The organism is Paenibacillus sp. MMO-177 (genome assembly GCF_037147795.1).
In the GTDB taxonomy this organism is placed as follows: Bacteria; Bacillota; Bacilli; order Paenibacillales; family Paenibacillaceae; genus Pristimantibacillus.
In genome coordinates this window covers 66,027-92,601 of record NZ_JBBCUR010000007.1, presented here as the reverse complement: position 1 = coordinate 92,601, position 26,575 = coordinate 66,027, and the positions used below count along the sequence as shown (strand labels likewise).

Annotated in this window: 20 protein-coding genes; 16 read left to right on the top strand and 4 right to left on the bottom strand. The window is 51.8% G+C overall.

All coding sequences use genetic code 11. The annotated features are described in order from the left end of the window. Positions 1 to 205 precede the first annotated feature (205 nt). Positions 206 to 1,909 carry a biosynthetic-type acetolactate synthase large subunit gene (gene ilvB / locus WFK81_RS22470; RefSeq protein WP_336788615.1) on the top strand — a complete coding sequence of 568 codons (1,704 nt, stop codon included), beginning with the start codon at positions 206 to 208 and terminating at the stop codon, positions 1,907 to 1,909. Between the two features lie 281 nt (positions 1,910 to 2,190). Continuing rightward, a complete protein-coding gene (locus WFK81_RS22465) occupies positions 2,191 to 2,553 on the top strand; it encodes an IDEAL domain-containing protein (protein WP_336788614.1) in 363 nt (120 codons plus the stop codon). Between the two features lie 31 nt (positions 2,554 to 2,584). Here the strand turns inward: WFK81_RS22465 and WFK81_RS22460 are convergent, their stop codons facing one another. Together WFK81_RS22460 and WFK81_RS22455 are read right to left on the bottom strand one after the other, a co-directional pair. After that, positions 2,585 to 3,004 carry a hypothetical protein gene (locus WFK81_RS22460; RefSeq protein ID WP_336788613.1) on the bottom strand — a complete coding sequence of 140 codons (420 nt, stop codon included), beginning with the start codon at positions 3,002 to 3,004 and terminating at the stop codon, positions 2,585 to 2,587. 159 nt (positions 3,005 to 3,163) lie between these two features. Further along, the gene (locus WFK81_RS22455; RefSeq protein WP_336788612.1) at positions 3,164 to 4,528 is read right to left on the bottom strand and encodes a uracil/xanthine transporter; all 1,365 of its coding nucleotides are present in this window, start codon (positions 4,526 to 4,528) and stop codon (positions 3,164 to 3,166) included. A gap of 160 nt (positions 4,529 to 4,688) precedes the next feature. Here WFK81_RS22455 and WFK81_RS22450 point away from each other — a divergent pair, with 160 nt between their 5' ends. The 4 genes from WFK81_RS22450 to WFK81_RS22435 all read left to right on the top strand — a co-directional run bounded on the left by WFK81_RS22450 (position 4,689) and on the right by WFK81_RS22435 (position 9,743). Beyond that, a complete protein-coding gene (locus WFK81_RS22450) occupies positions 4,689 to 5,549 on the top strand; it encodes a LysR family transcriptional regulator (protein ID WP_336788611.1) in 861 nt (286 codons plus the stop codon). A 267-nt stretch (positions 5,550 to 5,816) separates the two neighbouring features. Then, a complete protein-coding gene (locus WFK81_RS22445) occupies positions 5,817 to 7,427 on the top strand; it encodes a cellulase family glycosylhydrolase (RefSeq protein WP_336788610.1) in 1,611 nt (536 codons plus the stop codon). A gap of 143 nt (positions 7,428 to 7,570) precedes the next feature. Continuing rightward, positions 7,571 to 8,539 (top strand): glycoside hydrolase family 25 protein, encoded by a 969-nt coding sequence (locus WFK81_RS22440; RefSeq protein ID WP_336788609.1) that lies wholly within the window; start codon positions 7,571 to 7,573, stop codon positions 8,537 to 8,539. A gap of 91 nt (positions 8,540 to 8,630) precedes the next feature. After that, the gene (locus tag WFK81_RS22435; RefSeq protein WP_336788608.1) at positions 8,631 to 9,743 is read left to right on the top strand and encodes a GntR family transcriptional regulator; all 1,113 of its coding nucleotides are present in this window, start codon (positions 8,631 to 8,633) and stop codon (positions 9,741 to 9,743) included. Between the two features lie 41 nt (positions 9,744 to 9,784). Here the strand turns inward: WFK81_RS22435 and WFK81_RS22430 are convergent, their stop codons facing one another. Beyond that, positions 9,785 to 12,277 carry a family 43 glycosylhydrolase gene (locus WFK81_RS22430; protein ID WP_336788607.1) on the bottom strand — a complete coding sequence of 831 codons (2,493 nt, stop codon included), beginning with the start codon at positions 12,275 to 12,277 and terminating at the stop codon, positions 9,785 to 9,787. 158 nt (positions 12,278 to 12,435) lie between these two features. After that, positions 12,436 to 13,350: an ArsR/SmtB family transcription factor gene (locus WFK81_RS22425; RefSeq protein WP_336788606.1), complete on the bottom strand. Its 915-nt coding sequence runs from the start codon at positions 13,348 to 13,350 to the stop codon at positions 12,436 to 12,438. 190 nt (positions 13,351 to 13,540) lie between these two features. On the opposite strand from WFK81_RS22425, the gene WFK81_RS22420 reads away from it, so the two are divergent. From WFK81_RS22420 to WFK81_RS22375, 10 genes are all read left to right on the top strand, one after another. After that, entirely contained in the window at positions 13,541 to 15,301 is a 1,761-nt protein-coding gene (locus WFK81_RS22420) for a glycoside hydrolase family 2 protein (RefSeq protein WP_336788605.1), read from the top strand. 98 nt (positions 15,302 to 15,399) lie between these two features. Continuing rightward, the gene (locus tag WFK81_RS22415) at positions 15,400 to 15,522 is read left to right on the top strand and encodes a hypothetical protein (RefSeq protein ID WP_336788604.1); all 123 of its coding nucleotides are present in this window, start codon (positions 15,400 to 15,402) and stop codon (positions 15,520 to 15,522) included. Between the two features lie 284 nt (positions 15,523 to 15,806). Next, positions 15,807 to 17,126: an ABC transporter substrate-binding protein gene (locus WFK81_RS22410; protein WP_336788603.1), complete on the top strand. Its 1,320-nt coding sequence runs from the start codon at positions 15,807 to 15,809 to the stop codon at positions 17,124 to 17,126. Between the two features lie 79 nt (positions 17,127 to 17,205). Continuing rightward, a complete protein-coding gene (locus tag WFK81_RS22405) occupies positions 17,206 to 18,099 on the top strand; it encodes a carbohydrate ABC transporter permease (RefSeq protein WP_336788602.1) in 894 nt (297 codons plus the stop codon). A 4-nt stretch (positions 18,100 to 18,103) separates the two neighbouring features. Next, positions 18,104 to 18,928, top strand: a complete 825-nt coding sequence (locus tag WFK81_RS22400) for a carbohydrate ABC transporter permease (protein WP_336788601.1) — start codon at positions 18,104 to 18,106, stop codon at positions 18,926 to 18,928. Next, positions 18,925 to 20,667 (top strand): family 43 glycosylhydrolase, encoded by a 1,743-nt coding sequence (locus WFK81_RS22395; protein ID WP_336788600.1) that lies wholly within the window; start codon positions 18,925 to 18,927, stop codon positions 20,665 to 20,667. Before WFK81_RS22400 ends, WFK81_RS22395 begins: the two co-directional genes overlap by 4 nt. 266 nt (positions 20,668 to 20,933) lie before the next feature. Next, positions 20,934 to 22,241 carry an ABC transporter substrate-binding protein gene (locus WFK81_RS22390; protein ID WP_336788599.1) on the top strand — a complete coding sequence of 436 codons (1,308 nt, stop codon included), beginning with the start codon at positions 20,934 to 20,936 and terminating at the stop codon, positions 22,239 to 22,241. A 15-nt stretch (positions 22,242 to 22,256) separates the two neighbouring features. Beyond that, entirely contained in the window at positions 22,257 to 24,044 is a 1,788-nt protein-coding gene (locus WFK81_RS22385) for a cache domain-containing sensor histidine kinase (protein ID WP_336788598.1), read from the top strand. Between the two features lie 15 nt (positions 24,045 to 24,059). Continuing rightward, positions 24,060 to 25,688, top strand: a complete 1,629-nt coding sequence (locus WFK81_RS22380) for a response regulator (protein WP_336788597.1) — start codon at positions 24,060 to 24,062, stop codon at positions 25,686 to 25,688. 428 nt (positions 25,689 to 26,116) lie between these two features. Then, complete coding sequence (locus tag WFK81_RS22375; protein WP_336788596.1) at positions 26,117 to 26,542, top strand: hypothetical protein; 426 nt, start codon at positions 26,117 to 26,119, stop codon at positions 26,540 to 26,542. Positions 26,543 to 26,575 lie beyond the last annotated feature (33 nt).

Genomic DNA, 26,575 nt, shown 5'->3' with positions numbered 1-26,575 from the left:
GCCGAGTAGGCTCAACCGGAATTGCACACGTTAACGTGCAGCAGGCAGGATCCTACCTGCCTCTTGAGACCGGATTCGCGAGAATTCCGGTGAACCAGGGTGGTACCGCGAAGACTAAACCCCTTTCGTCCCTTATGGCCTTGCAGCATAGCTGTGATTAGCCGGGGAAGAAAGGGGTTATTTTTATTACGGGAGGCTGCCCATTATGGAACAATCGACAAAAACTTGGATGACTGGCTCGGAAGCATTGCTGCAAGGATTATTGGACGAAGGTGTTGATACGGTATTTGGTTACCCGGGCGGGAGTGCTTTATATATCTACGACGCGATGACGCAAAATAAAGATTTCAAGCATATCCTTACCCGCCATGAACAAGGCGCGGTTCATGCTGCCGACGGCTACGCCCGTTCCACCGGCAAGGTTGGCGTATGTATTGCCACTTCGGGACCGGGAGCGACAAACCTGGTAACCGGCATTGCGACTGCCCATATGGATTCCATCCCGATGGTCATCATTACCGCAAACGTACCTACGTATATGATTGGAACGGATGCTTTCCAAGAGGCCGACATTATCAGCATTACGATGCCGATTACGAAGCACAGCTATTCGGTACGCGATGCGGCGGATATTCCGCGAATTCTGCATGAAGCCTTTTATCTGGCAAGCACGGGGAGGAAAGGTCCGGTTCTGATCGACATTCCGAAGGATATTTCGAATGCCAAGCTGCTCTATGAGCCGTACACGGCGGAAGTTAAACTTCGCGGCTATGAGCCTTATCCTGCCATTGATGCAGAGTGTGTAGATGAATGGATGAAGTCGATGGCGGAAGCGGAAAGACCGGTTATCATAGCCGGCGGGGGAATCGTTCATGCGAATGCTTCCGAAGAGTTTATCCGGTTTGTTGAGCGGACGCAGATCCCGGTTGTAACTACCCTGCACGGACTTAGCGGATTTCCGAGTGGACATGATTATGCGCTAGGCATGGCGGGCCATCACGGCAATTACGCGGCAAATATGGCCATTCAACAAGCGGATTTGATTATCTCTCTCGGCTCCCGGTTTGACGACCGGCTGACGATGAAGGTAGGGGGCTTTGCGCCGCAGGCCAGAAAGATTGTCCACATTGATATCGATCCGGCGGAGATCGATAAGATTATTAAAGCGGATATCAGCATCGTAGGCGACTTGAAGGAGATTCTTGCTCACGCCTGTACGTTGGCCGCACCTTCCAAAACCGAAGACTGGATGGAGCAGATCAAGCAGGATCAGTCCCGGCATCCGCTGCGCTACAACGATTCGGATAACGAGCTGAAGCCGCAATATGTTCTCGAGATGATTCATCAGACTTCCCATGGCGACGCAATTATCTCAACGGACGTAGGCCAGCATCAAATGTGGACGGCGCAATTTTACAAGTTTAATCAGCCGCGCTCGCTCTTGTCCTCCGGTGGACTAGGCACGATGGGCTTTGGTTTTCCCGCTGCGGTAGGTGCTCAGATCGGCAATCCCGACCGGCTTGTTATTTCGATCAACGGCGATGGCGGAATGCAGATGTGCGCCCAGGAAATGGCGATTTGCGCGGTACAGCAAATCCCGGTAAAGATCGTGGTTCTCAATAACCGGGTGCTTGGCATGGTAAGACAGCAGCAGGAGCTTATGTACGAGAACCGGCTGAGCCAGATCGATCTGGCTGGCAGTCCGGATTTTGTCAAGCTGGCGGAAGCTTACGGGTTAAAAGGTCTGCGCGCTTCGAGCAAGGCGGAAGCGGACGCTGCCTGGAAGGAAGCGCTGGAAACGCCGGGTCCTGTGCTCGTAGAGTTCGTTATTCCGATGGATGAGAACGTATACCCGATGGTTCTCGGCGGCACAGCCTTGGATGAAATGATTTTAGGGGATTTCGAGTAAGACTTCTCCATTGCACTTACGTATAATAGGTAACCGGTATTGCTGTTTCTTTCGATAACCGGCTGCAGCGCGTATCCTTCGAAAGAGGATGTATGAAATGAGCTGAAACCTGCCAACAATGAACATTACGCGTATCTCAGTCAGGTGAAGGAGTTCTTAACCGGGAATCTGCTGCATGAGTAATCTTCCCGTTAGCCTGTTGACATCGATAACTGTATACATTATTATAACAGTAACAACTTAAGTTACAGTTACTTACTTCAATTAAGGCGGTGATGACCATGAGTATTGCAGTCAGCGATTGGGTGCAAGGTCAAACGATCAGCGGTGAATTTGTTTTCGGCTATGTTGAGCATATCGACTTGGAGCACAACGTTGCTAAGGTTCAGGTTGTAAAATCGGATAATGAAGATTCCGCGGGGCGTATGGCGCTTGCTAAGGTTCATCATTTGAGACAGCAGACAGAATGGGTTCCGGACGAGGAGGATCTCCGCAGCTTGATTGATCTCGCTCTAGCAGCGCAGGATCAAGCCTGGTTCATGGAGCTCAGCGGCCAGCTGAAGGACACGGCGCAAGGCGATTCGAAATCCCGCAAGTGGTTGTGGAACAATAACGGATCCCGTTTATCCCATATATTTGAGTAAAAATAAAAGGGTTCAAGTTAGCAGATTCGGCTTACTTGAACCCTTTCATTAATTTGAGCAGCCGATGATTTGTGCCGATATTGCCGAAAGGCAGGTTAGGCAAGGAAGTCATGGCTGGTGCTGACGTTTTTTTCGCAGCAGTGGTTTTTCTGGTTGGCTTGCTTTTGCCTTTGCTTGTACTTTTGCTCTTGCTTGAGCCTTTGCTTTTTCCGTTAGTGACTTTCCCTTTAATGCCTTTATTGTCGCTATTGCCATTAGTACTGCTATTGCTGTCTTCCCCATTAGCTTGGTTTTCGGTTTCTCTCCCCGTTTCCTCCAAATCCGCCTCAGATGTCGTTGAGCCGTTGCCGTTGCCGACTTGAATGGATTCGGGAGCGATTTGTTTGGCAAATCCAAAATGGATAATGCCGCTGTTATTCACGACAATTACCTTACCAATACAATTAAACATGCAAGACTCGCATCCCCTCGCTGCGTCAGCTTATCTCATAGTCTATGAACAAAATGCCGAATCTGAATGGGTGTTTTAATAGGGAGATAGAGCCTTTTTCCAACAGTTGAGCAACTGAAGAACGAAAGGCCATGCCCAAGCCGGGCATGGCCTTAATGATTATGATTGTGCTGCCGGTTTCATCGTGTGCTCCTTCGGTTCCGCAACCTTTGGTTCAGGAGCAGAAGTCTTGGTCTCGAACCGTTCCCAGCGAATGACGTTCTCCAGAATGATGACGAGGATAACTCCGATAATAAGTCCGTTGGATAGAATTGGAGTCAGGAGCGGAGGGAACTCCGCAAAGGCCGAAGCCGGAATGTTCATGATGCTAATGCCGGTAAGGACCGGAAGCGCAACCCGGTAAATGGTCTTGGCATTAAACGTTGTTCCTTGGAAGGAACGGATCGCGGTGCCAAACATCTGCAGGTAGGCGACGAACAATACCGCATTCCCGACGGACAATGGCAGCTTAGCCAGCCAGCCCCCTAATGCCGGGAAAATTCCGACGATAATAAACATCGTTGCTCCGGCAATAAGCGCGGCACGACGCAGTACCTTCGTATTTTCCAGAAACCCGATCGACGATGCGAAGGTTCCGAAAGGGATTAAGCCTAGACAACCGGCCAGAATCGAGAAGCCGTTCGTAAACAGGATCGATCGGACGAACTGTTTGTTGGTCGCTTCCCGTTTGAAAAGCCTGCCCGCCGCGGTCAAGCTCGTAAGCGTATTGGTCATATTGACGAGCCCGGCAAGCAGGCCCACCATAATAATGCCGGGCTCAAAGCCCGGGGTTCCCCAAGGAAGCCAATGCCAGATGCCGGTGCCGCCGCTTGCCGTTTCCATGCGGCTCTGACTTCCGAAAAAGACGGCGTAGGCGATCCAGCCTACAATAATCCCGCCCAACAGGGAGAATTGTCCCCATTTTCCTTTGCCCTTCAAATGAATAAAAGCTACAACGACAATAATAAAGAGGGATAAGGCTGCCAGCTTCAAATCCCATTTGCCGCCTTGATCGTATCCAATCATCCCTTTGAAGAACGTGTTGGCGAGCTGGAAGGTGAGCAGCAGCAGAAACACGCCCATAACCATCGGCGTAAAGATACGCCGCAGTACGTTCAGGAAGCCGCATAACGCAAGAATAATGACTACGCCGCTCGAGATTATAAAGCCGCTGCTAAGGCTTGCCGCAACCGTGCCGATATCCAGTCCCATCGCGGGTGCGGATGCGCAAATACTGAGCACAAGCCCCCACCAGACGCCGGCCGGACCATCCATTAGCGCGTAACGGTGACCCCATACCGCCTGGACGATACAGAGCAGTCCGGTCAATATGAAGGAGCGCTGCATGGAGGAAGCGATATCTTCTGGTGCCAGTCCCAGTGCATGCCCAATGGAGAGCGGCACCATTACCGTATTGGTAAATATAAAGAACAGCCACTGCATGCCGGCAAGCAGTACGGTGAAGCTATCTTTTGATTTCAACATTACTATTCCCAGCTTTCTTCAAAATTTCCGTTCAATCGAGCTTCGTTTTTCTCCCGAATGCTTCGTATATGGTATCATGAGCATAACTATATTAAAAATATTAAATAAATTGCGAAAGCATATGAAAATCATATAGCAGACGTACAGGTGGGAATAAAAAATGGATATTAAACAATTGCGATATTTTATAGCTCTTGCGGAAGAGCTTCAGGTTACTTCAGCGGCTCAGCGCCTTCATATGTCGCAGCCGCCGCTTAGTCAGCAGTTAAAGCTGATGGAAGAGGAGCTTGGCGTGTCGCTATTTATACGCAGCGGCCGCCATCTGGAGTTAACCGCTCCGGGCAAAACGTTATACGAACATGCTCTTACCATTACAAGGCTGCTGGAGGAAGCGAAGGAAGAAGTGAAGGAGTCGGGTCTTGGCGTAAGGGGAAAGCTGTCCATTGGCATCAATACGCTGTCCGATGAGCGGCTTCCCCGAGTACTCAGCGCGTTTCGCATGTTGTACCCGAAGGTTACCTTCAAGATTCAGCAGAATGAGACCAATACGCTAACGAGACTGATCAAGGACAAAGCCTTGGATCTGGCGATCGTCCGGCTTCCGATCAGCCTGGAGGAATTTGACCATGTCATGCTAGGCGCTGAGCCGTTATTTTTCGTAACAGGGGCTGGGGATGAAGATTATCCTTCGATAACGTATGAACAGATCGCCGAACATCCTTTAGTTCTCCCTAGTACGGAAGGACTTGGATTGTATCACTTGATTCTGGACCAATTCCATTCGAGGAGCTTGTCGCCGTCCATTATCGGGGAATGTTCCGATATCGGCATGCTTGTGGAGCTTATCGCTTCCGGATTTGGTGCTTCAATTCTGCCTAGGACATCAGTTAACCGGTATTCTAGTCATCGTATCCGTGCTGTGCCAATCGACGGTCCGGACGTAACTTCAAGCTCTGCGATCATATGGTTGAAGCAGCACTATTTAAGCAAAGCAGCGCAAAAGCTTATTGAACTGATCTGAAGCCGATCGGATCGGGCTTTCCGGAAACCGGTCGGGGTAATTCGAATAGGTCCGTGGCTTCTTTTCGCCCAACTTAATCGCGTTAATCCTTCAAACCTGAAAACCATACAAATGAATCTGAAAAATAGCCGATGCTTTTTGCCGGTCGGGTCGTTATATTATTGTTTGAAATCGATTTCATAAATAGGAAAGGTGCTTATGAAGTAAGAATCATCACAATCGGCCGGATAGGCCACTAAGGCGACAATTCTTTTAAGGAGGCTAATTATGAATTTGAAAAAAGTACTGACCTTGGCCGTCACGGCATGTCTTGCGGCGGGGATGATGGGTTCCATCAAGGTACAGCATGCGGATGCGGCTATCGGAGCAAGCGATTTTCTGAAGACAAACGGAAAGCAGATTAAGAACAACAACGGCAACGGCAGCGTCGTCAGTCTGCACGGCACGAACCTTGGCGGCTGGATGATGGAAGAGAACTGGATGTCCCCGCTTGGCGGCACCGACGAGTGGACGGTCCGGGGAACGCTGCTTAACCGGTTCGGACCCTCCGCAGTTGATTCCTTGAAGGACAGCTATCAGGATTTATGGATTCAGGCAAGCGATTTGGACACGATTAAAAATATGGGACTTAACTTTATCCGGGTGCCGATCTATTGGGAGAACCTGATGAACCGCGACGGTACGATGAAGTCGGACGCCGTATCGTTCGGCAACCTGGACTGGCTTGTCTCTAACGCCCAATCCCGCGGTCTGTATGTGCTGCTTGATCTGCACGGGGTACCGGGCAATATGAACGGCTGGCAAAGCGGCGGTCGCGAAGGCGCAAATGAGCTGTGGAACAACACCACGTATCAGAACTGGGTCGTGCAGCTGTGGCAGCGGATTGCCACTCACTATAAAGGCAACCCAACGATTGCCGGCTACGATCTGCTTAATGAACCGGTGAGCAATAACGGCAGCCTGTCGATCAGTCAAATGTATGACCGTCTGTACAAAGCCGTTCGCGCGATTGACCCGGATCATATGATTTACGTGGAAGCATTCGGCTATTGGAACAATATCGTGGCTCCTTCGACATACGGCTGGACGAACGTGGTTTACGAGGTGCACAGCTATGATTGGAATGATACGGACTGGAATAGCCAGAACAACAGCATCAACCAGTGGTTCTCGGATATTATTTGGCATCAGAACAACTGGAATGTACCGGTCTACTCCGGCGAGTTCACGTTGTTCACGCACAACGACTTATGGGAGAAATGGCTGTCCGGCCTAGACGCGCTTGACGTTTCTTGGACGAACTGGTCTTATAAAGTAACGAGCGGCGGCAACTGGGGCTTGTACCAGAACAATACGAACCCGTTCCCGGACGTAAGCAGCGACAGCATTGCAACAATGCAATCGAAGCTGTCCAAATTCACAACCAATAACTTTGCGCCTAATACAACCCTAATCAATATGTTCAAAGCTTACGCGAAGCTGAATGCGCCTTCCAGCCTGCAGGCAAGGGCCAACAATTTGTACGTTACGGCTGAGAATACCGGCACCTCGCCGCTTGTGGCCAACCGCACTTCCGTTGGCACTTGGGAGAAATTTATCGTGGTGACGAACGCGGACGGCACGGTATCGTTCCTGTCGCTTGCCAATAATAAATATGTCAGCGCCGATCTGAACAACAACGGCCGGCTGATCGCCCAGGCGCAGGGGATTGCGGCTTGGGAGAAATTCGCGAAAACAACCAATGCCGACGGAACCGTATCGTTCAAGTCGGTCGCCAACAACAAGTATGTCAGCGCGGATTTGAACCTTGGCATGCTGATTGCCAACCGCGACAGCATCAGCGGCTGGGAAGCTTTCAATCTGACGGCCGCGCCATAATGCCGGAATAAAAAATGAATCTTTAGAAGGCCGTCCTCCGCAGGACGGCCTTCTTTGTGCCAAAAAGCCGTGTCCCATCTACCAGCACATGAATCTACTAATAGAGAAGAAGGATGTTTTAATGACCCAGAGGAGGGGATGTCGTGCAAGGAAGATCAAAGGGCAATGCCCAAGGCATTGACGTATCCCATTACCAGGGAACGATTGATTGGCCAAAAGTAGCGGGCGACGGTATAACGTTTGCTTTTGTCAAAGCAACCGAAGGAGAGAACTATAAGGATCCAACCTTTCTGCAAAATGCCAACGGAGCGGCAGCGGCCGGACTTCTGGTTGGGGCTTACCATTTTCTGAGGGCAGCCTCCTCGGCTGCGGCGAAACGGGAAGCGCAGTATTTTTACCAAACGGCTTCACAGGCCAACAACCTGCTTTTGCCTCCCGTAATGGATTACGAGACGAATTCGGGCGGCCTTAGCGATGCCAGCATGAGCGCGGTAGCGAAAGCTTTTTTGGAAGAGACGGAGCGTTTATTTGGCGTAAAGCCGATTTTTTATACCGGTAACGCCTTTGCGAATCATTTTGACGCCTCGCTTGGCGCCTATCCGGTATGGATTGCAAGATATAATGCTTCAACGCCGCCGGATGATGCCAAGGCTTGGACCAAATGGACGTTCTGGCAATACAGCGACGGAAGCTCGGGCGGTACATTGCCTAGCGGGACCCGGAAGGTGGCCGGCATTAGCGGCAATGTCGATCTGAATGAATATGCGGGGACGGAAGACGATTTGCTTAGAGCCTATGCGCCGGAGGAGGATAAACCAATGACAGAAGCGGAAAAACAACAAATGGAGGAGCTTCAGCAGCGGATTGCCGCGCTTGAGACTCATGTGAATATTTCGGGCAACCAAACGCCGCCGGACTGGACGAAGACTTCGACTTCGGCAGCCATGAAAGCGGGTATTATTACTTCGGTCAACGATAAAGGAATGCCGGAGTTTATTACGATTCAAATGCTGTATAACGCAGGATTGTGCAATGCGGAGCTGATCAAATTTTTCAAGGAGTTCAGCGCCGACACGCGCAAAGCAATCGAAGATCTGCTGAAGAAAAAATAAAGAGGGCATTAAATCCCTTTCCGGAAGTCGGAAGGGGATTTTTGTTGTTTTGCAGGGGGCTGGCACAGTATAGTAAAAGTGGTGAGCGCCCTTGAAGGATATTCCATTATACAAACAAATTCAGGAAGCTATCAAAACCCAAATCTCGCTTGGCAATCTGCGTCCCGGCGACCGGATACCGTCCGAGACGGATTTGGCCGGGCAGTTCCATGTCAGTCTGATGACCACAAAAAATGCTTTGGCCGGTCTCGCGGAGGAAGGAATTGTCGTCCGCTCCAAGGGCAAAGGCACGTTTGTTGCCGGGCAAGCGCCGTACAAATTGTTTGTTCCGGCAGGTGAAGGAAGCGGGATGATGCTGGAGCCGGGGCTCAGGGCAAACCGCCATTCGTCCAGCAAGCTTATCGGGATGATTATCCCTTCCATGCGTACGAAGGTGGAACAGCGCCTTTTGGACGCTATCGAGAATGCGGTTAACGGCTATGGCTATACGCTGGCGATCCGCGTATCCAGGGGCAGCACCGCCAAAGAGCTGCAATCTCTTGAGGATCTTGGCGCGCTTGGCATCAGCGGTTTAATCCTCTTCTCCATAGGAGCTCAGCATGAACGCCAGACTGTTGTTAGGGCGGAGGAGCTCGAATGTCCAGTAGTCTTGATCGACCGGTACTACAACGATATGCCTGTCGTCAGCGTCTGCTCGGACAATAAGGCGGGCGCGCGAAAAGCCGTATCGTATCTCTTCAGCAAGGGACATGATCGTCTTGCCTTGCTGACGCCGCCCGCAGAGCATAGCGTAATGGCCGACAGGCTTTCCGGCTTCGAAAGCGCAGTGACGGAATGCGGGATTAAGCCATCATCGGTTTTACGATATACCGTTCCTTATGAAAGATTTAACGTGTCAAGGAAGGATGGGGCGGAGCTGATTAATCAATGGATGCTTGTGCATCATGGCGGCTTCTCCGGCCTTGTTGCTACGGATGTGGAGCTTGCCCGGCTCGCTTATCATGCTTTGAAACGGATGAACCTGACGGCAGATAAACAATTGGTAGCTTTTGACGATACCGAGATTCCCGAGGTTGCTTATATCCGTCAAGATGAATCGGCAATCGGCGCAAAAGCCGTTTCCCTGTTGATGGGCCGTATCGCCCGCGGAGAGCAGCTACAAGGCAGGTTTGTAGTACCGACTCAGCTAATATTGCCATTATAAGTAGAGAGGAGGCAGACCCATGATGGTCTGCCTCCCGTGCCTTACGGATTAACTTTGAAATTATCAAACCGCGTATGATTATTCATCGTGCGCAAGCCCACCTTCCCGTGGGTAAACGGATTGCCGCTGTTATCGGTATAAGTGATTTTTGGAGTTGCCATATCGTTTACATAGACTTTAATCGTTGTTCCGGAAGCGACAACCTTCATATGATGCCAAACTCCGGCGGCGAGCGATACAGGCGAGGAGGCGACGCCCGCGTAGTTGTAATTCATCTTGCCCAAGTAGACGCCATCCGGCTTAATAAAAGCATAATAGCCTTGAAGATAATCCGGGTTATTAACCAGTACGGTACCGTTTGACGGATTATTTACCCTTACCAGTACGCCGGCATCGCCGGTCGTGTCGACGAGCTTGATATCCGATTCAACCGTGTAGTCGGCCCAACGCTCATTGCCGATGGTTGTCTTGCCGAATACACCTCCGCCGGCAGAGTCAAGCTCGCCCGAATTGACGGACCAGCTGCCTTCAAATCTTGTCCAGCCGTTATCGTTGCCGTCATTAAAGTCATCCGAAAGGCTGGTGACCGCATCGCCGCGGGAGAACGTCATGCCCGAGAAGTCGAATTCGCCTTTGACGAACTCAAAGCGCAGCTCATGATAACCGGCGGTCAGATACAGCCCTTTTTTGCTTGAAGTTGTCCACGTTTCCCAGTCGCCGGTGCTAGGAACGCCAACGACGCCGGTCAAGTCGGTAGCCCCGTCCCATACGCGGTAGCTTGCATCGGCAAACGTTGTCGCTAGACGCACGTCCAGATCATAATAGCCGGTCTCCGCCACATTGACGCGGTATTTCAGCCATTCCCCGGTCTGATTCCAGCCTACGACATTTTTGCCTTCGGCTGCCGAGCTGCGGATATCAACCGGTCCGCTGCGGTAAGCACCGCCGATATTGTCGGCCGTTAAGTCATGGTAGGCCGTTCCTTCGGCTCCGTTCATGTAATGAACGGCCTCAATTTTGCCCGGAAGAGGCTTGTACGCATTCCATGCGCTGCTTCCGTTCACTTTATTGCTGAAGGCGGTATAGCCGAAGTCCGCATGCGCATCCGTTGTGGTATAGCCGATCTTGCCGCCGCCGATCCCGCTGACGGTCCGGGACTGTTTTTTCATGCCGTCCACATAGACGGTAAAGCTGGTGCCGGCTTTCTCGACGCGGATCTGATGCCACTTGGTATAGTCATAGCCGGAAGGCAGCGCGGAATATTGCCAGCCCTGGCTGACGCCGCCAACGACGAAGTTTGTCTCCAGACGGTTCAGGCTGCGATTCAAGACGGCTGTTCCATAGTTGCTCTCATCGGTGTAGGAGAAAACGGTGCCGTACACCGGATTGCTGCTGGTGCCTTGCTTCATCTGCTTGGTATTGAATTCCGCCGTGTAATCTCCGGCAGTGCCCGTGCTGGTAACCTGGCGGTACGTATTGGTGTTCCCAATCGTATCCTGCCACATCAGCTCTTGATTGTAGATCCCCCAAGTGCCGCCTCCGATGTTCGTCCATCCGGTTCCGATGGAGGTACGGTTAAAGCGGTCTTCGAAATCCGCCAGCTCGGGATTTTGCTGGGAAGCCGTTGTTGGTCCAAGGACCAGCATCTTGTCTCCGTTCCAGGCGATGCGGTCCAAATTCATTTTGCGGCCCGGGTAGACCAGATTGCCTCCGGAGGCATGGCTGTGGTAAACCATAAAATCCGAATCCAGGTCAGGGCCTTTGATGATGCTGTTATGGCCAAGCCCGACATTCGAGCCTTCCGTGTCGATCAGAACCGGATTCTGGTTATCCGCCGGCGCAAAGCCGGTCGTTGGGCTTGTGCTGGTTGCGTAATTGACTCGGTACCCGGTGCTCCATACATGATTGCCCGTATAGGTCATATAATATTTTCCGTTGCGTTTGAAGGTTGTGGAGCCTTCCGTCCAGCCTGACATCGATAAGCCGGTGCCGACCGCGGCGCCAAAGACCGTTGGGCTTGTCATCGGCCGTGCGTTAATCGTATTGGAGCCGGTCGAGTAGAAATACCATTTGCCGTCGTCATCAATAAAGACATTGCCGTCAATCCCCATGCCCAGATTGCCCGTTGCAACCGTAAATGGACCTGTTGGGCTTGTACTTTGCAGCACGTAATGACCGCCTCCGCCCGGGGAGGTGTACATGTAGAACATGCCGTTCCAATAGACAACCTCAGGCGCATAAGCCGCCTTGGTAACCGCCTCTGTCGTGCACAAGCCCCGATAGCTCCAGTCGACGAGATTCGTAGAGGACCATACTTTAACGCCGCTCTGATCGTCAACGGTGCTGACGTAAAGATAATAGGTGCCGTTAAATTTCAAAATATACGGGTCGCCTTCGCCATAGAAATCATTGTTCCCCCAATGCCAAGAGTCTGAAATATTGATCGGATTGCTGTACGCGCTCACGTGAAGCGGCATCAGCATAACGGCTGCGGCCGCGCCGACGAGCAGGGTTTTCCATTTTTTCAACAACATCATCTCCTTATCCTTTAATCAACGCTTTGGTAAGCGTTTTCAAAATGTAGTATAGCAAAGGAATTTTGAAGTCTCTTATATCTAATTAGATATAAAAAAACGGAAAAAGCCGGCTCTCCTGTTTCATCGAGCCGGCTATCGGGACCAATAGCTATTATTTATGAGTTTGATTCGGTTCTGCTCTTATCCTTGTAATAAACATTGACCATAATATCCTGCTTGTAGTTGCCGAAATGTCTGCCGAACAGGCTGATTCCGCCGCAATGGCGGGCAGTCTCGAGGGAGGCGAGCTTGAAGCGGAAATCCTCGCCAAGCTTAAGGCCGACATCCGCAAGGGTCACGTCGGACAGCTTGACGCCATCGAGAAACGTACCGGTTGGCTGAACGGACAAGCTTTTGAGCAGACCGTTTTGCGTGCCAAGCTGCCACCAGGAAGGCGTCAGCGCCCCGCGTTTGCTTCCGAAGTCCCCAGGGCAAGTCCATATGCCAACCTCGATGTCATTGATATAAAAGCTGATATCGGAAGGCCAGTTCTCGTTATACGAAGGGGCTTCCGAACAGAGCTCGAGCGAAATGTCCAGCTGGGAAGCCGCTTGTCCGGCATGCAGATAATTCGGAACCCGGTATTCGACATAACCGCTGCCGAACCAGAGATGCGCCGCATTCATCCGTTCCGGATCGGAGAAGTATCTCGGATCATCCACAAGCCCAAGAATTTTGCTCTCCGATGCAAGGCCGCAGGTTGGTTTGACCGCATAATCCGAATATTGGCCAATCGGGATCTCTACGGTGTATTTAGATTCTTCTATAAGAGCTTTTTCTTGTGAAGAGGTTTGAAGCTGCAAAGTAAGCGAGTCGATAGCAAGCGAGCACATTTTTGGGCTCCCGCGGGTTCCCGACAAACTCTCGGTCTTGATCAGGCCGCCTTCCTCCATCTTCTGAATATGCTTTGTTACGATTGCCGACGACAAGCCTAGCGTCTCCGCAAGCTCCTTGATGCTCATCGGTCCGTTATTAAGCAGCTCGATCATCTTCACCCTCGTTTCCGATGAAAAACATTCAAGCATCGTCATGTATTTGGTGCTGACTTGTATATGCACGCCGGTTTCCTCGCTTTCCGTTGTCTTGGTTATTATATAACCTAATTGTTAATAAAACAACTTTTTAGTTGACGGTTAAGAGGGCAGGCGATAAAATAGGCAACAGAATCATATGATTTCGTTAATATAACAACTAAATGGTTAACTAATGGAGGCGTAACAAATGACCAACTTGCCAAGAGCCGAATATCCTAGACCTCAATTCAACCGTAACGCATGGGAATGCCTGAACGGGGAATGGGAATTTGAATTTGACGATGCGCGCGCAGGCAGCGCAGAAGGCTGGCATTCGGGCAGCAGGAGCTTTTCGAAAAAAATCCAAGTGCCGTTCAGCTTCGAAAGCGAATTAAGCGGCATTGGCGATCCGGGTTTTCATGATGTGGTATGGTACCGCAGAAAGCTCGAAATTCCGAAGTCCTTCCAAGGCAAACGGGTGGTGCTTCATTTCGGCGCCGTTGATTATGAAGCTTATGTATGGGTGAACGGCCAATTGGTAGCTTCCCATGAAGGCGGTCATACGCCTTTCCAGGCTGACGTTACGGATGCTTTGCGCGCAGACGGCGACGACACGCTTGTGGTCAAAGCAGTGGATCACGGCACGGATGTATTCCTGCCGCGCGGCAAACAGTTCTGGGAAGAGAAATCCCGTTCGATCTGGTATACCCGTACAACGGGCATCTGGCAGTCCGTGTGGATGGAGGCGGTATCGCCGGTTCATCTTCGCAAAGTGAAATACGTAGCGGATATCGATACAAACGAAATTCAGATCCGTTCGTTTGTCGGCGGATTTGCGCAAGGAATGAAAAATGTCAGCCTGTCGGTAAAGATTTCCTTTGCCGGAGAGGTTGTGTCGGAAGATACGTATCAAGTGCGTGCGGGAGAAGAAAGCCGGAAGATTAAGCTAAGCGGCTTGAACGACCATGGCATGGACCGGTTCTGGTGGCCGGAGCGTCCTAATTTGTACGATGTCGAATACGTGCTGTCTGTTGAAGGAGCCGAGGTTGACCGCGTAACAAGCTACTTCGGCATGCGGAAAATCTCGCTTGAGAACGGCAAGTTCAATCTGAATAACCGTCCTTACTACAGCAAGCTTGTTCTGGATCAAGGCTACTTCCCGGACGGCAACCTGACGCCACCTTCGGACGAGGCGATCAAGCAGGATGTCTTGCTGATGAAGGAAATGGGCTTCAACGGCGCGCGCAAGCATCAGAAGGTTGAAGACCCGCGCTTCCTGTACTGGTGCGACAAGCTGGGGCTTATCGTATGGGGCGAAATGGCGAACGCTTGCGACTACTCCGAAGAATATGTTCGCCGCATTACGAAGGAATGGCAGGAAGCGATCGAACGCGACTTCAACCATCCATGCATCGCCGTATGGGTACCGCTGAACGAGAGCTGGGGCGTTCCTAACATTCAGGTCGACGTTCGTCAGCAGCAGCATGCGCTTGCGATGTACCATTTGACCAAGTCGATTGACCCCACCCGCCTTGTCATCTCCAATGACGGCTGGGAGATGGTAGCAACGGACCTGTATAACATCCACGATTACGAGTGGAGACGCGAAGTGCTCGAAGACCGTTACGGCAGCGTGGAAAAAGCCGTGTCGGCTATGCCGGCTAACCGCCGCCTTAGCGTAGCGGGCTACGAATACGACGGGCAGCCGATCATCGTCACCGAGTTCGGCGGCATTGCCTACAAGAAGAGCGACTGGGAAGGCTGGGGTTACTCCGGCGCATCGAGCGACGAGGACTTTGTTGAACGCCTCCGCAATGTTATTCAGCCGCTTATTTTCTCCGGCGTTGTCCAAGGCTACTGCTATACGCAGCTGACGGACGTCGAGCAGGAGATCAACGGTCTGCTGACGTACGACCGCAAGCCGAAGGTGCCGCTTGAGTTGATCAAAGCGATCAACGAAGGCAAATAGTACGCGGCTTTGGTGGCAGCTGGTCGACGCGACCGGCTCGTTTCCGCGGAAAATGGCCGAGTTTCGGCCGGAGCGGCCATTTTTGAGCGGGCTTAACGATGCGGCGCATCGTTAAGGACATACAAAAGCAAGGCGCTCGTGCGCTTAACGATGCCGCGCATCGTAAAGGTTCGCGGATTGGCCGGATTTCCGGCCCAAAAGGCACTATTGAGCGGGCTTAACGATACGTCGCATCGTTAAGGTCCCGCAAAAGCGAGGTGCTCGCGTGCTTAACGATGCCGCGCATCGTAAAGACCGGCGAATCCGCCGCTTACTGACAAACCCCGGACAGCACGAGAAAATTCTCCCAGCTGTCCGGGGTTTTGCGTTCAGGAGGGGGACAAATTTTTTCGCAACGATCTAAAAATATGTCCACTCCTTCTAAAAAAGCGACATGGGCGCGCTAACCCCGGCCGGCTAGAATGAGTATCAGAAAGAACGACACACATTCTAGGGGGAAGCGAACATGAAGAAATCGATGAAGCTTTTGGGTACTTCGCTTATCGCACTTAGCCTTATAGCGGCAGCAGGCTGCGGAAGCAACAGCAACAACGGCGGCAAAGACGCGGGCACGAACAACCAGGCAAACAGCGGCACAAACGCGGCTGCGGGAAATAGCGGAGACGCGAAAGCGGAGAAAGCCGACATCCTGTTCTGGACACCGTTCTCCGGTGCCGACGGCGAATTCATGAAGAAGATTGTAGAGAAATACAACTCTTCGCAGGACACGTACAAAGTGAAACTTGTCATTCAGCCGAACGGCGAATACTACAAGCTGCTTGACGTAGCGATGAGCGCGGGCAAAGACCGTCCGGACCTGGCAATCATGCACGTCGACCAAATTCCGACTTACGTGAACAAAGGCCAGCTTCAGCCGATGGACGATCTGGCGGCGGCAGCTTCGATTAATAAAGCGGACTATGTAGAAGCTCCGGTGAACTACGAGACAATCGACGGCAAATGGTACGGCATTCCGCTCGACATCCATCCGCTCGTCATGTACTACAACAAGGATTTGTTCGATAAAGCAGGCATTACGGCTCCGCCAACCAACCGTGCCGAATTCGAAGCCGACGTTGAGAAGCTTACAGACAAATCGAAAGGCGTGTACGGCTATGTCGTTCCAACGCTTTGGCCGCAGCAATTTATTTTCCCGACGCTGGTATGGCAAAACGGCGGCGACCTGTGGAACGGCACGGACGTAGCCTACAACTCGCCTGAAGCGGTTGAGATGGTGCAATGGATGCGCGGTCTCGTGGACAAAGGCGTATCGCCTGGCAACGTTCAACAGGACGGAGAAAATACGCTGTTCCTGCAAGGCAAAAACGCGATTCAATTTAACGGTCCTTGGATGAAAGGCCAATTCGACGAAGCGGGCATTAACTACGGCGTAGCACCGGTTCCGCAAATCGGCAAGGCTAAACAAGCGGTATACGCAGGCTCCCATAACTTCGTACTGCCTAAAGGCGTAACAGACGCAAATGTCGTGAAAGGCATCGGCGACTTCCTGAAATACGTATCGACCAACTCGATGGATTGGGCGGCTTCCGGTCAAGCGCTGGCTTCCAAGCCAATGCTGGAAAGCGCGGAATTCAAAGCTCTCGACATGCAAAGCAACGTGGCGAAATCGTTCGATTACGTTCAATTCGCGCCAAACGTACTGAACTGGGGAACGATCTCCGATCCGATCTGGGGCGAACTGAGCAACGCGCTGCTTGGCAAGAAGGACGCTCAAAAAGCGTTGGACGATGCCGTAGCGAAGTCCAGACAAGCGATGAAAAAATAAGCAACGGCAGGACGAAGAGGCTGACAACCAGCTTCTTCGTCCCTCTGTTTATACCTTTAATCCGAATGGAGGAGCTGTAATGGTCAAGAGCTCTTTGCAATCCCGCTTAACGTCAACCTTGTTCGTACTGCCGTACCTGCTCAGCTTTTGCGCTTTTCTGCTGATCCCGATCTTATACGGTATTTATATTTCGTTCCATAACTTCGAGCTGCTGTCGGATACGCATAAATTCGTAGGCTTCGATAATTACGTTAAAATCTTTACGCCCGGCTCTTATTTGTTCGAGCAGTTTACGACCGGTCTATGGAATACGGTGCAATTCGTTCTGTATTCGGTTCCGCTGCTGGTTGTTCTTGGCCTTGCGCTCGCTTTGCTGCTGAATCAGCTGCCGAAGCGGATCCGCGGGCTTTTCCGAACGTTTTACTTCATGCCTTACGCCATCTCCGGATCGGTAATGGCCGTAATCTGGCTGATGATGTTCGATACGAACGCGGGCTTCCTGAACGGTTTGCTGGCCAAGCTTCATATCAATCCGGTTGCGTGGCTGACGGATCTGCCGTGGGTATGGGTGTCGCTCGTATTGACCACGCTGTGGTGGACGATTGGCTTTAATATGATTATTTTCACCAACGCGTTGAATGAGGTGCCGGAAGATTATTACGAGGCGGCTTCGATTGACGGCGCGAATGCTTGGAAACGGTTCGTCAGCATCACCCTGCCGTCGATCCGACCGGTTATGCTGTTTATCATTATTACTTCGACGATTGCCTCGTTTAACGTGTACGCGCAGCCGTTCCTCCTCACACGCGGCGGGCCCGGCGACAGCACCAAGGTTCTGCTTATGAACGTGCTGGACGAAGCGTTTAAGGGCAAGCAGGTTGGTTCGGCTTCGGCGATGGCGATTCTGATGGCGCTTATCATTATTATCGTGTCGGCTGTCCAGTACAAAATCGCTTACGGAAGGAAGGAGTAGGGGCATGAAAAAAACATTACTTGTTCTCGTAGCAGTCATCATAGCGGTTATTTTCCTGCTTCCGCTCATTTGGATGTTGTCCACTTCCTTCAAGAACGATTTCGAGGCTCTTGCCGGACAGATGAGTCTGATTCCGAAAAAACCAACGTTCGAGAACTACTTGGACGGGTTAAAAGGCAACCTGATGAACGTACCGATTACGCGCTGGATCTCGAACTCTTTGTTTGTAGGCGTCGCCGGCACGGCGATTGTGCTGCTCTTCTCGTCAATGGCGGCCTACGCGCTTGCCCGTCTGCAGGATTTGCCTTTTAAAAAGCTGATGTTCCCTATGTTTATCGGTTCCATGATGATTCCCGGCGTCCTGACGTTCCTGCCGATGTACATGGAATTTAACGCGCTTGGCTGGATCAATACGTATGCGGCGCTTATTCTTCCTTATTCGTCCGGCGCATTTGGCGTATTTCTGCTGTTCCAGTTCTTCACGGCGTTTCCGAAGGAGATCGAAGAGGCCGCACGAATCGACGGCGCAAACAAATGGCAGATTTACTCCCGGATTCTGCTTCCTGCCTCGGTATCCATTATGGTTACGCTCGCGATCTTTACCTTTATGGGCATTTACAATGATTTCGTATGGCCGCTTTATTCCACAACCTCGCCGGAGATGCGCACGATTACGGCAGGCATTGCGATGATGGCGCAAGGCAGCTATACGCAGGCATACGGCAAGCTGATGTCGATGACGGTTATCGCCACGCTGCCGGTATTTATCATCTTTATCGTAGGCCAGCGCTCGTTCGTTAAGGCCATTACGCAAGCAGGTGTGAAATGAACGCAAAACGATGGGCTGTCCTGACAGCAGCGTTGCTGCTGGTCGCGGCGGCTGGCATAGGAGTGTGGGCAATGAAAGATAGCGCAAACGAAACAAGCCAGGTTGCGGCCGATTATAAAGGCCATGGCGGTACGTTCAAAAATACGCTGGCGGAGATCGATACGCCGGACCCCGCCGTGGTGTACAAGGACGGCTACTATTATATGACGTTTACGCATAACGGCGCGGATATCATGGTCATGAAATCCCGTACCATCGATTTCAAGCAGGCGGAGCGGAAGGTTGTCTGGTACCCGGACATCGGAACCAATTATTCGGCTGAGCTGTGGGCGCCGGAAATCCAGTTCCTGCAAGGGAAATGGTACGTCTATTTCGCCGCTGACGACGGTCAGAACGAGAACCACAGGATGTTTGTCCTTGAAGCGAACACCGATGATCCGATGGGGAGCTATACGTTTAAAGGTCAGGTGAAGGATGACACCGATAAATGGGCGATTGACGGACTCGCGATGGAGCTGAACGACAAGCTGTATTTTGTATGGTCCGGCTGGGAAGGCGATATTAACGTGCAGCAAAATACGTATATCGCCCCGATGAGCGATCCACTGACCATCAGCGGCCCTCGCGTCCTTTTATCCGAGCCCGATCTGGAATGGGAGAAAGCCGGAGGCCCTCCTTATATTAATGAAGGGCATTCGATTCTCCATCATAATGGCCAGGTTCATATCGTGTATTCGGGAGCGGGCAGCTGGACGCCGTTTTACGCGCTTGGCATGCTGTCGCTGAAGGAAGGCGCGGATCCGCTGGTGGCTTCGAACTGGACGAAAGCGCAGGAGCCGATTCTGAAGATGGACGATGACGCCGGCGTTTACGGTCCGGGGCATAATTCCTTCGTAACCTCGCCTGACGTTACGGAGCAGTGGATCGTTTATCACGCAACAACCGCGCCTACGGACGGCTGGGGCAACCGGAAGGCACGCGCGCAGAAGCTGGCATGGGATGAAGCCGGGAATTTACGGATCGGCAAGCCGTTAAGTCTCGATACAGCCATTGAGGTCCCTGCGGGAATGGGGGTATTCAAGGCGGCGGCAGCCTCTGCCGACGCAAGCTTTGATCTGATTCCTTCCACCATCCATACTACGGCCCCTCTTCTTATTCATTATCGGAACGATACGGGAGAAAAGCTTCAAGCAAGCGTTAGCGTCAATGGCGAACAAGCCGCGGATGTTGAACTTCCCGAAACGGATGGAAAGGGCTGCGCTTACGCCGACATTTCGCTTGCGGCGGGCATGAATGAGATCCATATCGCAATTGCCGGCGGGCAAGGGGAAATTGATGCCATTGAGGTTCCAAGATACGAAGCGGAATATGCCGCGGCGGGAGCGCGAGGCGAAGCGGAGGAGAATCTGTTCTCTTCAGCGGGAGGCAAAGCCGTGATTACGCCGGGTGAAGGCGAGGGCTTGCGTTTTGCCAACATTCAAGTGCCCGTAAGCGGATCTTATGAGATTAGGCTTGCGGCCGCCAATTCCTCCGGCAATGACGCTGAGCTTCAGGTTCGCGTAGACGGCAGCGGCAGCAAAGCGAAAAGAATTGTTTTTCCAAACGGAAAACGCAACAATTACCAGACTCAATCGGTCACCTTGCAATTGAAGGCGGGCAAGAACGCCATTATACTTGAGAATGCGACTGCAGAGGTGCATGTCGATTATATGGACATCTTGAGAAGTTCCGCACAATAGGATTACGCTTACGAAGCAAGAATTGTTCAGCAATTCTACTAACCTATTGCTTCACAATTCTTAGTAACGCTTACGAAGCAAGAATTGTTCAGCAATTCTACTAACCTAATTGCTTCACAATTCTTAGTAACGCTTACGAAGCAAGAATTGTACAGCAATTCTACTAACCTAATTGCTTCACAATTCTTAGTAACGCTTACGAAGCAAGAATTGTACAGCAATTCTACTAACCTAATTGCTTCACAATTCTTTTAGGAGGCGCTGTCATGAGAGGCTTGTCCCCTCGCTCTTATCTTACATCAGGTTTAAGTATCATCCTTGCGGCAAGCCTTACCCTGACTGGCTGCAGCCCTAACAAAAACAACGCATCGGCATCCGCCGAGCCTAAAGCTCCCGCTATTCAGCTTAATTATTGGACCCCCTTCAGCGGGGGAGACAATTTGTTTATGACCGAGATGGTCGATCAATTTAATAAAGAGCACGAAGACATTCAAGTCGTCCAGATGAATTCCAGGCTGGACGACTATTATTCGCGGTTGCGAACGGCCATTCTTTCCGGCAACGCGCCGGATGTGGCCATTATTCACGCAAGCTCCCTGCCTCAATTCGTGCAGAACGGTTACATTGAAGATTTATCCGGCCCTGCGCAAGAAGCGGGTCTGGATTGGAACGTATATAACAAAGCAGGGATGAAGGCGGTATCCTTCCAAGGGAAGCCGTATGCCGTGCCGCTCGATACCCATATGCTTGTCATGTATTACAACAAAACCTATCTGCAGCAGGCCGGTGTTCTTAACGCGTTGGGCAAGCCGGTGCTTCAAGGCGGGGAAGACGGATTTACCCGTTTCCTGCAGCAAATCAAGCAGGCCATCCCTAACGATGTCGCCCCGCTTGCCCAGCCGAGCACCCGAATCGATGCCGTGTGGCTGTGGTGGAGTCTGTATAACCAGATTCAAGGCGGCGGGAAGTTCTATAACGCGGAAGGCACCAAGGCGGTGCTTAACAACCCGGCTGCCCTGAAGGCGTTAAACTATGTTGAAGGGCTGTATAAGAGCAGGCTGATACCGCCTAACATTCCGGATTCCTTCAAGCTATTTAATGAAGGAAAAGCGGCAGTGCTTATTACGGGCGTATGGGCAACCGGCGCGCTTGAGAAAAACGACGCCCTGAACTTCGGCGTTGTGCCCCTGCCTACCATCTATGATAAGCCCGCTGCTTGGGCGGATTCCCATACGCTGGCGATTCCGTCGCAGCATGATATGCCGCAGGAGAAACGGGACGCCGCAATGCTGTTCATGAACTGGCTGGCGGAACATGGCGCCAAATGGGCGGAAGCGGGCCATGTTCCAAGCGTCAACGCGGTAATGGAATCGGATGCGTTCAAATCGCTGGATTACCGCAGCGATTACGCCGCCGCGGCCAATTCCGTCGCCTTCTGGCCAAAGCATACGAAGCAGCATAGTTTTATCGAGGTCATCATTCGGCAGTTCGAGCGGATGATCTACGGTCAACAGACGCCCGAGCAGGTGCTCCAGGCAACCGAGAAGCAAATCAATCTTGAGCTGTCGAAATAAGCGGGGTGAGCGATGATGACAATCTACAGACGCTTGCAGCAATGGTTCAAAAATCTTGCGCTTGCCCGCAAGCTTATTCTCGTCAACGTGCTTCTTATTGTGGTACCGCTGGGAGTGATCGGAGCGTGGTCCTTCTCGATCTTTGCGTCCAAGATGGAGGAGCAGGTCGGCAAGTATCAGCTTCAGATGCTGAAGCAGGTGACGCTGAATATCGATACGTATATGAATGAGCTGAACCGGCTGTCGCTGATGCCGTATCAATATCAGGAGATTCTGGATTTTCTCGCAACGTCCAGGAAACCCGGCGAAGCCTTGTCCCTGCAGGAAATCGATGATTTGAACAACTTTGTCTCCAAGGTGTTTCTGAACGGGCGTGTCGATATTATGGGCATTTCCTTATTCGGCGAGCATGGCGCCTCTTATGTCGTGCTGCCGGAAAGCCAATACATGACGACTTATCAGCTTGGCGGCAATACGGAATGGCTGGAGAAGGCAAAGGGGCGCTTCGGCCAGCCGACATTTATAACCACCCATGAAGTAAAGTCGACAAGCGGGACGGCCTATCAAGTATTCTCGATTGCCCGTGAGCTAAGGAGTTTCGACAGCGGGGATACGCTTGGCTATATCGTGATTGACATCGATCCCGCGGAAGTGCGCAAGCTGCTGTCTCAGGTCAGTCTGGGAAGCAAGGAGTCGCTGTACATGACGGACAGTGCCGGAGATCTGGTGCTGCGCAAGGAAAAAACGACGATCTATCCCGTGATCGAAGGCTTATCGAATGAAGGCGTCTCTCATCATAAGGTAGACGGAAAAAGCCTGCTTGTCGCCCATGTCAGCTCGGAGGTAACGGGCTGGACCACCGTTGGCGTCGTACCGGTATCGGTGTTGATGAAGGACAGTCTCATGGTCCGCAACTCGATCATACTGATCGGCGGCATTTGTGTTGGACTTGCCGTGCTGCTGTCGGTTTTTATCGCGTTCAGAATTACAAGTCCGCTCCGGATGCTGCGGTCGCTTATGCGCAAGGTGGAGAGGGGCGATCTTAAGGTATCGTTCCCGGTCCGGCAGTGGGACGAGGTTGGCCAGCTGGGCAATGCCTTTAACATGATGGTGTCTCATCTGAGCGAGCTGGGTTACCGGCTGTACGAGACGGAAATCAGGGAAAAGGATGCCGAGATCGCCGCGCTGCAGAGCAAGATTAATCCGCATTTTCTGTACAACACGCTTGGTTCGATCTCCATGTATGCCGAAGTGGAGGGCAATAGGGAAGTGGTTACGATGACGAATAATTTAAGCCGTCTGCTTCGATATTCGTTAAGCGGGCGCAAGGAAATCGTAACGCTGCGCGATGAGCTGGACCATGTAAAAGGTTACATGACCATTCAGAAGATGCGTTACGACGACCGGATTGATTTCCGCCTCGAGGTGGATGAATCGTTGCACGGCTGCCCGGTTATTCCGCTTATGATTCAGCCGATCGTAGAAAATGCCATTAATCACGGGCTTGATAAAGGGATCGGCGAAGGAAGGATTCAATTGTCCTGCTATCAGGAGCAGGGGATGCTCATGATCGTCATTGAGGACGACGGCATAGGCATGACCAGCGAGCAGCTAAGCGCGATGCGCAAGCGGCTGGATAAAATCCATGACCTCGGAGGCACTTCCGGCAACGGTCTCATGAACGTTCACCGCAGAATCCGTCTGCATTACGGCGAGCAATACGGTCTGCAGCTGGAGAGTATGCCGTTCCAAGGATTAAAGGTCATCTTAACGATGCCAATCGCTATTTCAATGACGGGATAGGGAGGAGACAGGCGCATGCCAAACATTCTGATTGTTGACGATGAGGCGATATTCCGCAGGGGACTTCGTAAAATCATCGAGTCCTCTTCCGGCAGCTGGCAGGTTGCAGGCGAAGCGAAGGATGGGTACGAAGCTCTGGAAATGGTGGAGAGCCTCAAACCCGACGTGTTATTGACGGATATCCGGATGCCCCGGATGGACGGGCTGCAGCTGATTCAAATCGCGAAGGAGCGGTTTCCGAAGCTGCTTGTTATCGTTCTTAGCGGCTTTGACGAATTTACGTATTTGCAGCAATCGCTCCGCCACGGAGTTCGGGATTATCTGATGAAGCCCGTGGAGCGGGAGGAGCTGTTCAAGACGCTGGGGAAGCTGGAGAACGAGCTCGCCATGTCCCAGCAGCAGGTACCCGAACTGTACACGGCGGAGCCGGCCGATGCGCGGATCATCCGCCAGCATGTAAGCGAGCATCTGGTGGCAGGGCTGCTTAAGGGCTACGTGAACGAGACGGATCTGGCCTTGCTGGCGAGAATCGGCGTTACCTTTCAAGAGCCGTGTTTTGCCTGCATGATTATTAAGCTGGATAAAGACCTGCTCGACAAGGAACGGTATGAGAAAGCCGATCCAAGCTTGTTTCAGCTGTATATTCAGCAGATTGTCCAAGAGCTCTTGGATCAGCGGGCAAAAGGTTTTTCGTTTATTTTATCCGAGACCGAGGTTGTGGCGTTAGTTAATCTGCCCGGCCAGCCGGAGGCGGGGGACCCGCTGTTCGAACTGTCGGAGACGATCCGCAGACGGATGATTTCCTTGTCGAGATTAACCGTAACGATTGGATTAGGCAGAACCGTAAGCGGAATTAAGGAAATTCCGCAATCGTTCCAGGAAGCGAAGGTCGCCCAGCTGCACCGTTTAATCGTAGGCGGTGACCGCGTGATCAGCTATTCGAGGATGAAGGAAGGCGAAGGGGAGATGGCTTGGAGCTCGCTCGCCGAGCTGCCGCTTGAGCTGCTCGAGTCCTCGATTCAGCAAGGAAAGCCGGAACGGACAAAACAATACGCGGCTTCTTTCGTAACCGCTCTCTGCTCGCAAGCCAGAAGTCCGGAAGCGATTCACCAGCAGATTTGCAAGCTCCTGATTCACGGGTATGAGGAAGCGGAGAAGCTGGAGCTGACGCAAAGCTGGCTTGGCGACCGCGCGATCCAGGCGGTGCTGCTGGAGATTTGTTCCCTCACTTCCCGCACGGAGCTGATCGATTGCTGCAGCGCTTATCTGGAGAAGCTGGCTGAATGTATTGCAAACGGGCAGAAGAACGCCGACCATGATCCGATCGAGAAAGTCATCCGGTACGTGAACCAGCATTATCACGAGCCTTTGTCGCTGACGCAAGTCGCGGAGAAGGTTTATTTGAACCCGGCTTATCTGTCGACGTTGTTCAAGCAACGGACGGGGAGCTCTTTAGTCGAGTACTGGACCGAGCTTAGAGTTTCCGAAGCGAAGAGGCGCCTTGTGTCCTCCAACGAAAAGGTGACCATTATCGCGGAGAGTACCGGCTTTGGGAATATCCGCCATTTCAACCGGGTATTCAAAAGCGTTACGGGCCTCGCCCCGATTGATTACCGGGAACAAGCCAGGTCGGTGAAGGTATAAACGATGTAGGGAGAGAGCTACATTGGATTTACTACAGCATACCGGGGCGTTTTTAACAAGCAACTCGGTCTGCATTGGATACACCTCCGCAGTATGAGTGACTCCAACGTAGCACTAAAGCCTTTGCTTTTATCCGGATTTTACTGGAGGAAATCCAACGTATGTTGAGAAAAAACTAGGACTGTCCCTTCACGATTGATGATACAGGGACAGTCCTTTTGTTTTGCAGTATAGCTGTTGCCGCAACATAATGAATTCGATTGCGTCTTTAAGGTGGAATGGTTTGGAAGGAGGCAGGAGACTTGGCTAAAAAATCAAAAATAATGCTGTTGTGCTTTATCTTAGCGTTATTAGTTTGTTCCTTAATAATCATTCGCCAAAGCGGTGAACAAGGAATGGAAAGGGCCGCGCTATCCCTGAACCAGCCGATGGCAAGGGTAGCTCATATTGAAAAGCTGGGGAAGAAGAATGCCATCGTGTTTTATGACTGGGGCACTTATCCGGAGTATTTCGGAATCGCGCAATTGAAGAAGACTATATTCGGCTGGCATTTTACTGGCGGCTCCACTTCGGCGGAGCCGAGAGAGCATAAGTTTGGTTGGTCCTTTAACGGATTTAACGGCGATGTGCCGTATTACGCAGGTATGTATTACGGAAAAATCTATGATCCTGGGATTGCAAGCATGTGGATTAAGAGCAGGTCGAGCGGCAAGGAACTGCCTTGCCAAATCATTGAATACGGGGCCGGCGAGAGATTCTGGTTCAATTTATCTGAGGAAGAGGAAGGGCCGGATTCCGTTATCCTTGCACGTTCGCAGACGGGCGAGCTTTTGGAGCAGTATCCGAGTGAATAAGGAAAAAAGCTTTCCCGGCGCTCCCGATGAAGA

Excerpts from the sequence above, each read along its gene's own strand:
- WFK81_RS22400 (WP_336788601.1), top strand. The coding sequence starts at position 18,104 with ATGAAAAAAACATTACTTGTTCTCGTAGCAGTCATCATAGCGGTTATT.
- WFK81_RS22405 (WP_336788602.1), top strand. The coding sequence starts at position 17,206 with ATGGTCAAGAGCTCTTTGCAATCCCGCTTAACGTCAACCTTGTTCGTA.
- WFK81_RS22450 (WP_336788611.1), top strand. The coding sequence starts at position 4,689 with ATGGATATTAAACAATTGCGATATTTTATAGCTCTTGCGGAAGAGCTT.
- WFK81_RS22415 (WP_336788604.1), top strand. The coding sequence starts at position 15,400 with ATGCGGCGCATCGTTAAGGACATACAAAAGCAAGGCGCTCGTGCGCTT.
- WFK81_RS22455 (WP_336788612.1), bottom strand. The coding sequence starts at position 4,528 with ATGTTGAAATCAAAAGATAGCTTCACCGTACTGCTTGCCGGCATGCAG.
- WFK81_RS22445 (WP_336788610.1), top strand. The coding sequence starts at position 5,817 with ATGAATTTGAAAAAAGTACTGACCTTGGCCGTCACGGCATGTCTTGCG.
- WFK81_RS22425 (WP_336788606.1), bottom strand. The coding sequence starts at position 13,350 with ATGACGATGCTTGAATGTTTTTCATCGGAAACGAGGGTGAAGATGATC.
- WFK81_RS22375 (WP_336788596.1), top strand. The coding sequence starts at position 26,117 with ATGGCAAGGGTAGCTCATATTGAAAAGCTGGGGAAGAAGAATGCCATC.
- WFK81_RS22410 (WP_336788603.1), top strand. The coding sequence starts at position 15,807 with ATGAAGAAATCGATGAAGCTTTTGGGTACTTCGCTTATCGCACTTAGC.
- WFK81_RS22460 (WP_336788613.1), bottom strand. The coding sequence starts at position 3,004 with ATGTTTAATTGTATTGGTAAGGTAATTGTCGTGAATAACAGCGGCATT.
- WFK81_RS22395 (WP_336788600.1), top strand. The coding sequence starts at position 18,925 with ATGAACGCAAAACGATGGGCTGTCCTGACAGCAGCGTTGCTGCTGGTC.
- WFK81_RS22420 (WP_336788605.1), top strand. The coding sequence starts at position 13,541 with ATGACCAACTTGCCAAGAGCCGAATATCCTAGACCTCAATTCAACCGT.
- WFK81_RS22390 (WP_336788599.1), top strand. The coding sequence starts at position 20,934 with ATGAGAGGCTTGTCCCCTCGCTCTTATCTTACATCAGGTTTAAGTATC.
- WFK81_RS22465 (WP_336788614.1), top strand. The coding sequence starts at position 2,191 with ATGAGTATTGCAGTCAGCGATTGGGTGCAAGGTCAAACGATCAGCGGT.
- ilvB (WP_336788615.1), top strand. The coding sequence starts at position 206 with ATGGAACAATCGACAAAAACTTGGATGACTGGCTCGGAAGCATTGCTG.
- WFK81_RS22385 (WP_336788598.1), top strand. The coding sequence starts at position 22,257 with ATGACAATCTACAGACGCTTGCAGCAATGGTTCAAAAATCTTGCGCTT.
- WFK81_RS22430 (WP_336788607.1), bottom strand. The coding sequence starts at position 12,277 with ATGTTGTTGAAAAAATGGAAAACCCTGCTCGTCGGCGCGGCCGCAGCC.
- WFK81_RS22380 (WP_336788597.1), top strand. The coding sequence starts at position 24,060 with ATGCCAAACATTCTGATTGTTGACGATGAGGCGATATTCCGCAGGGGA.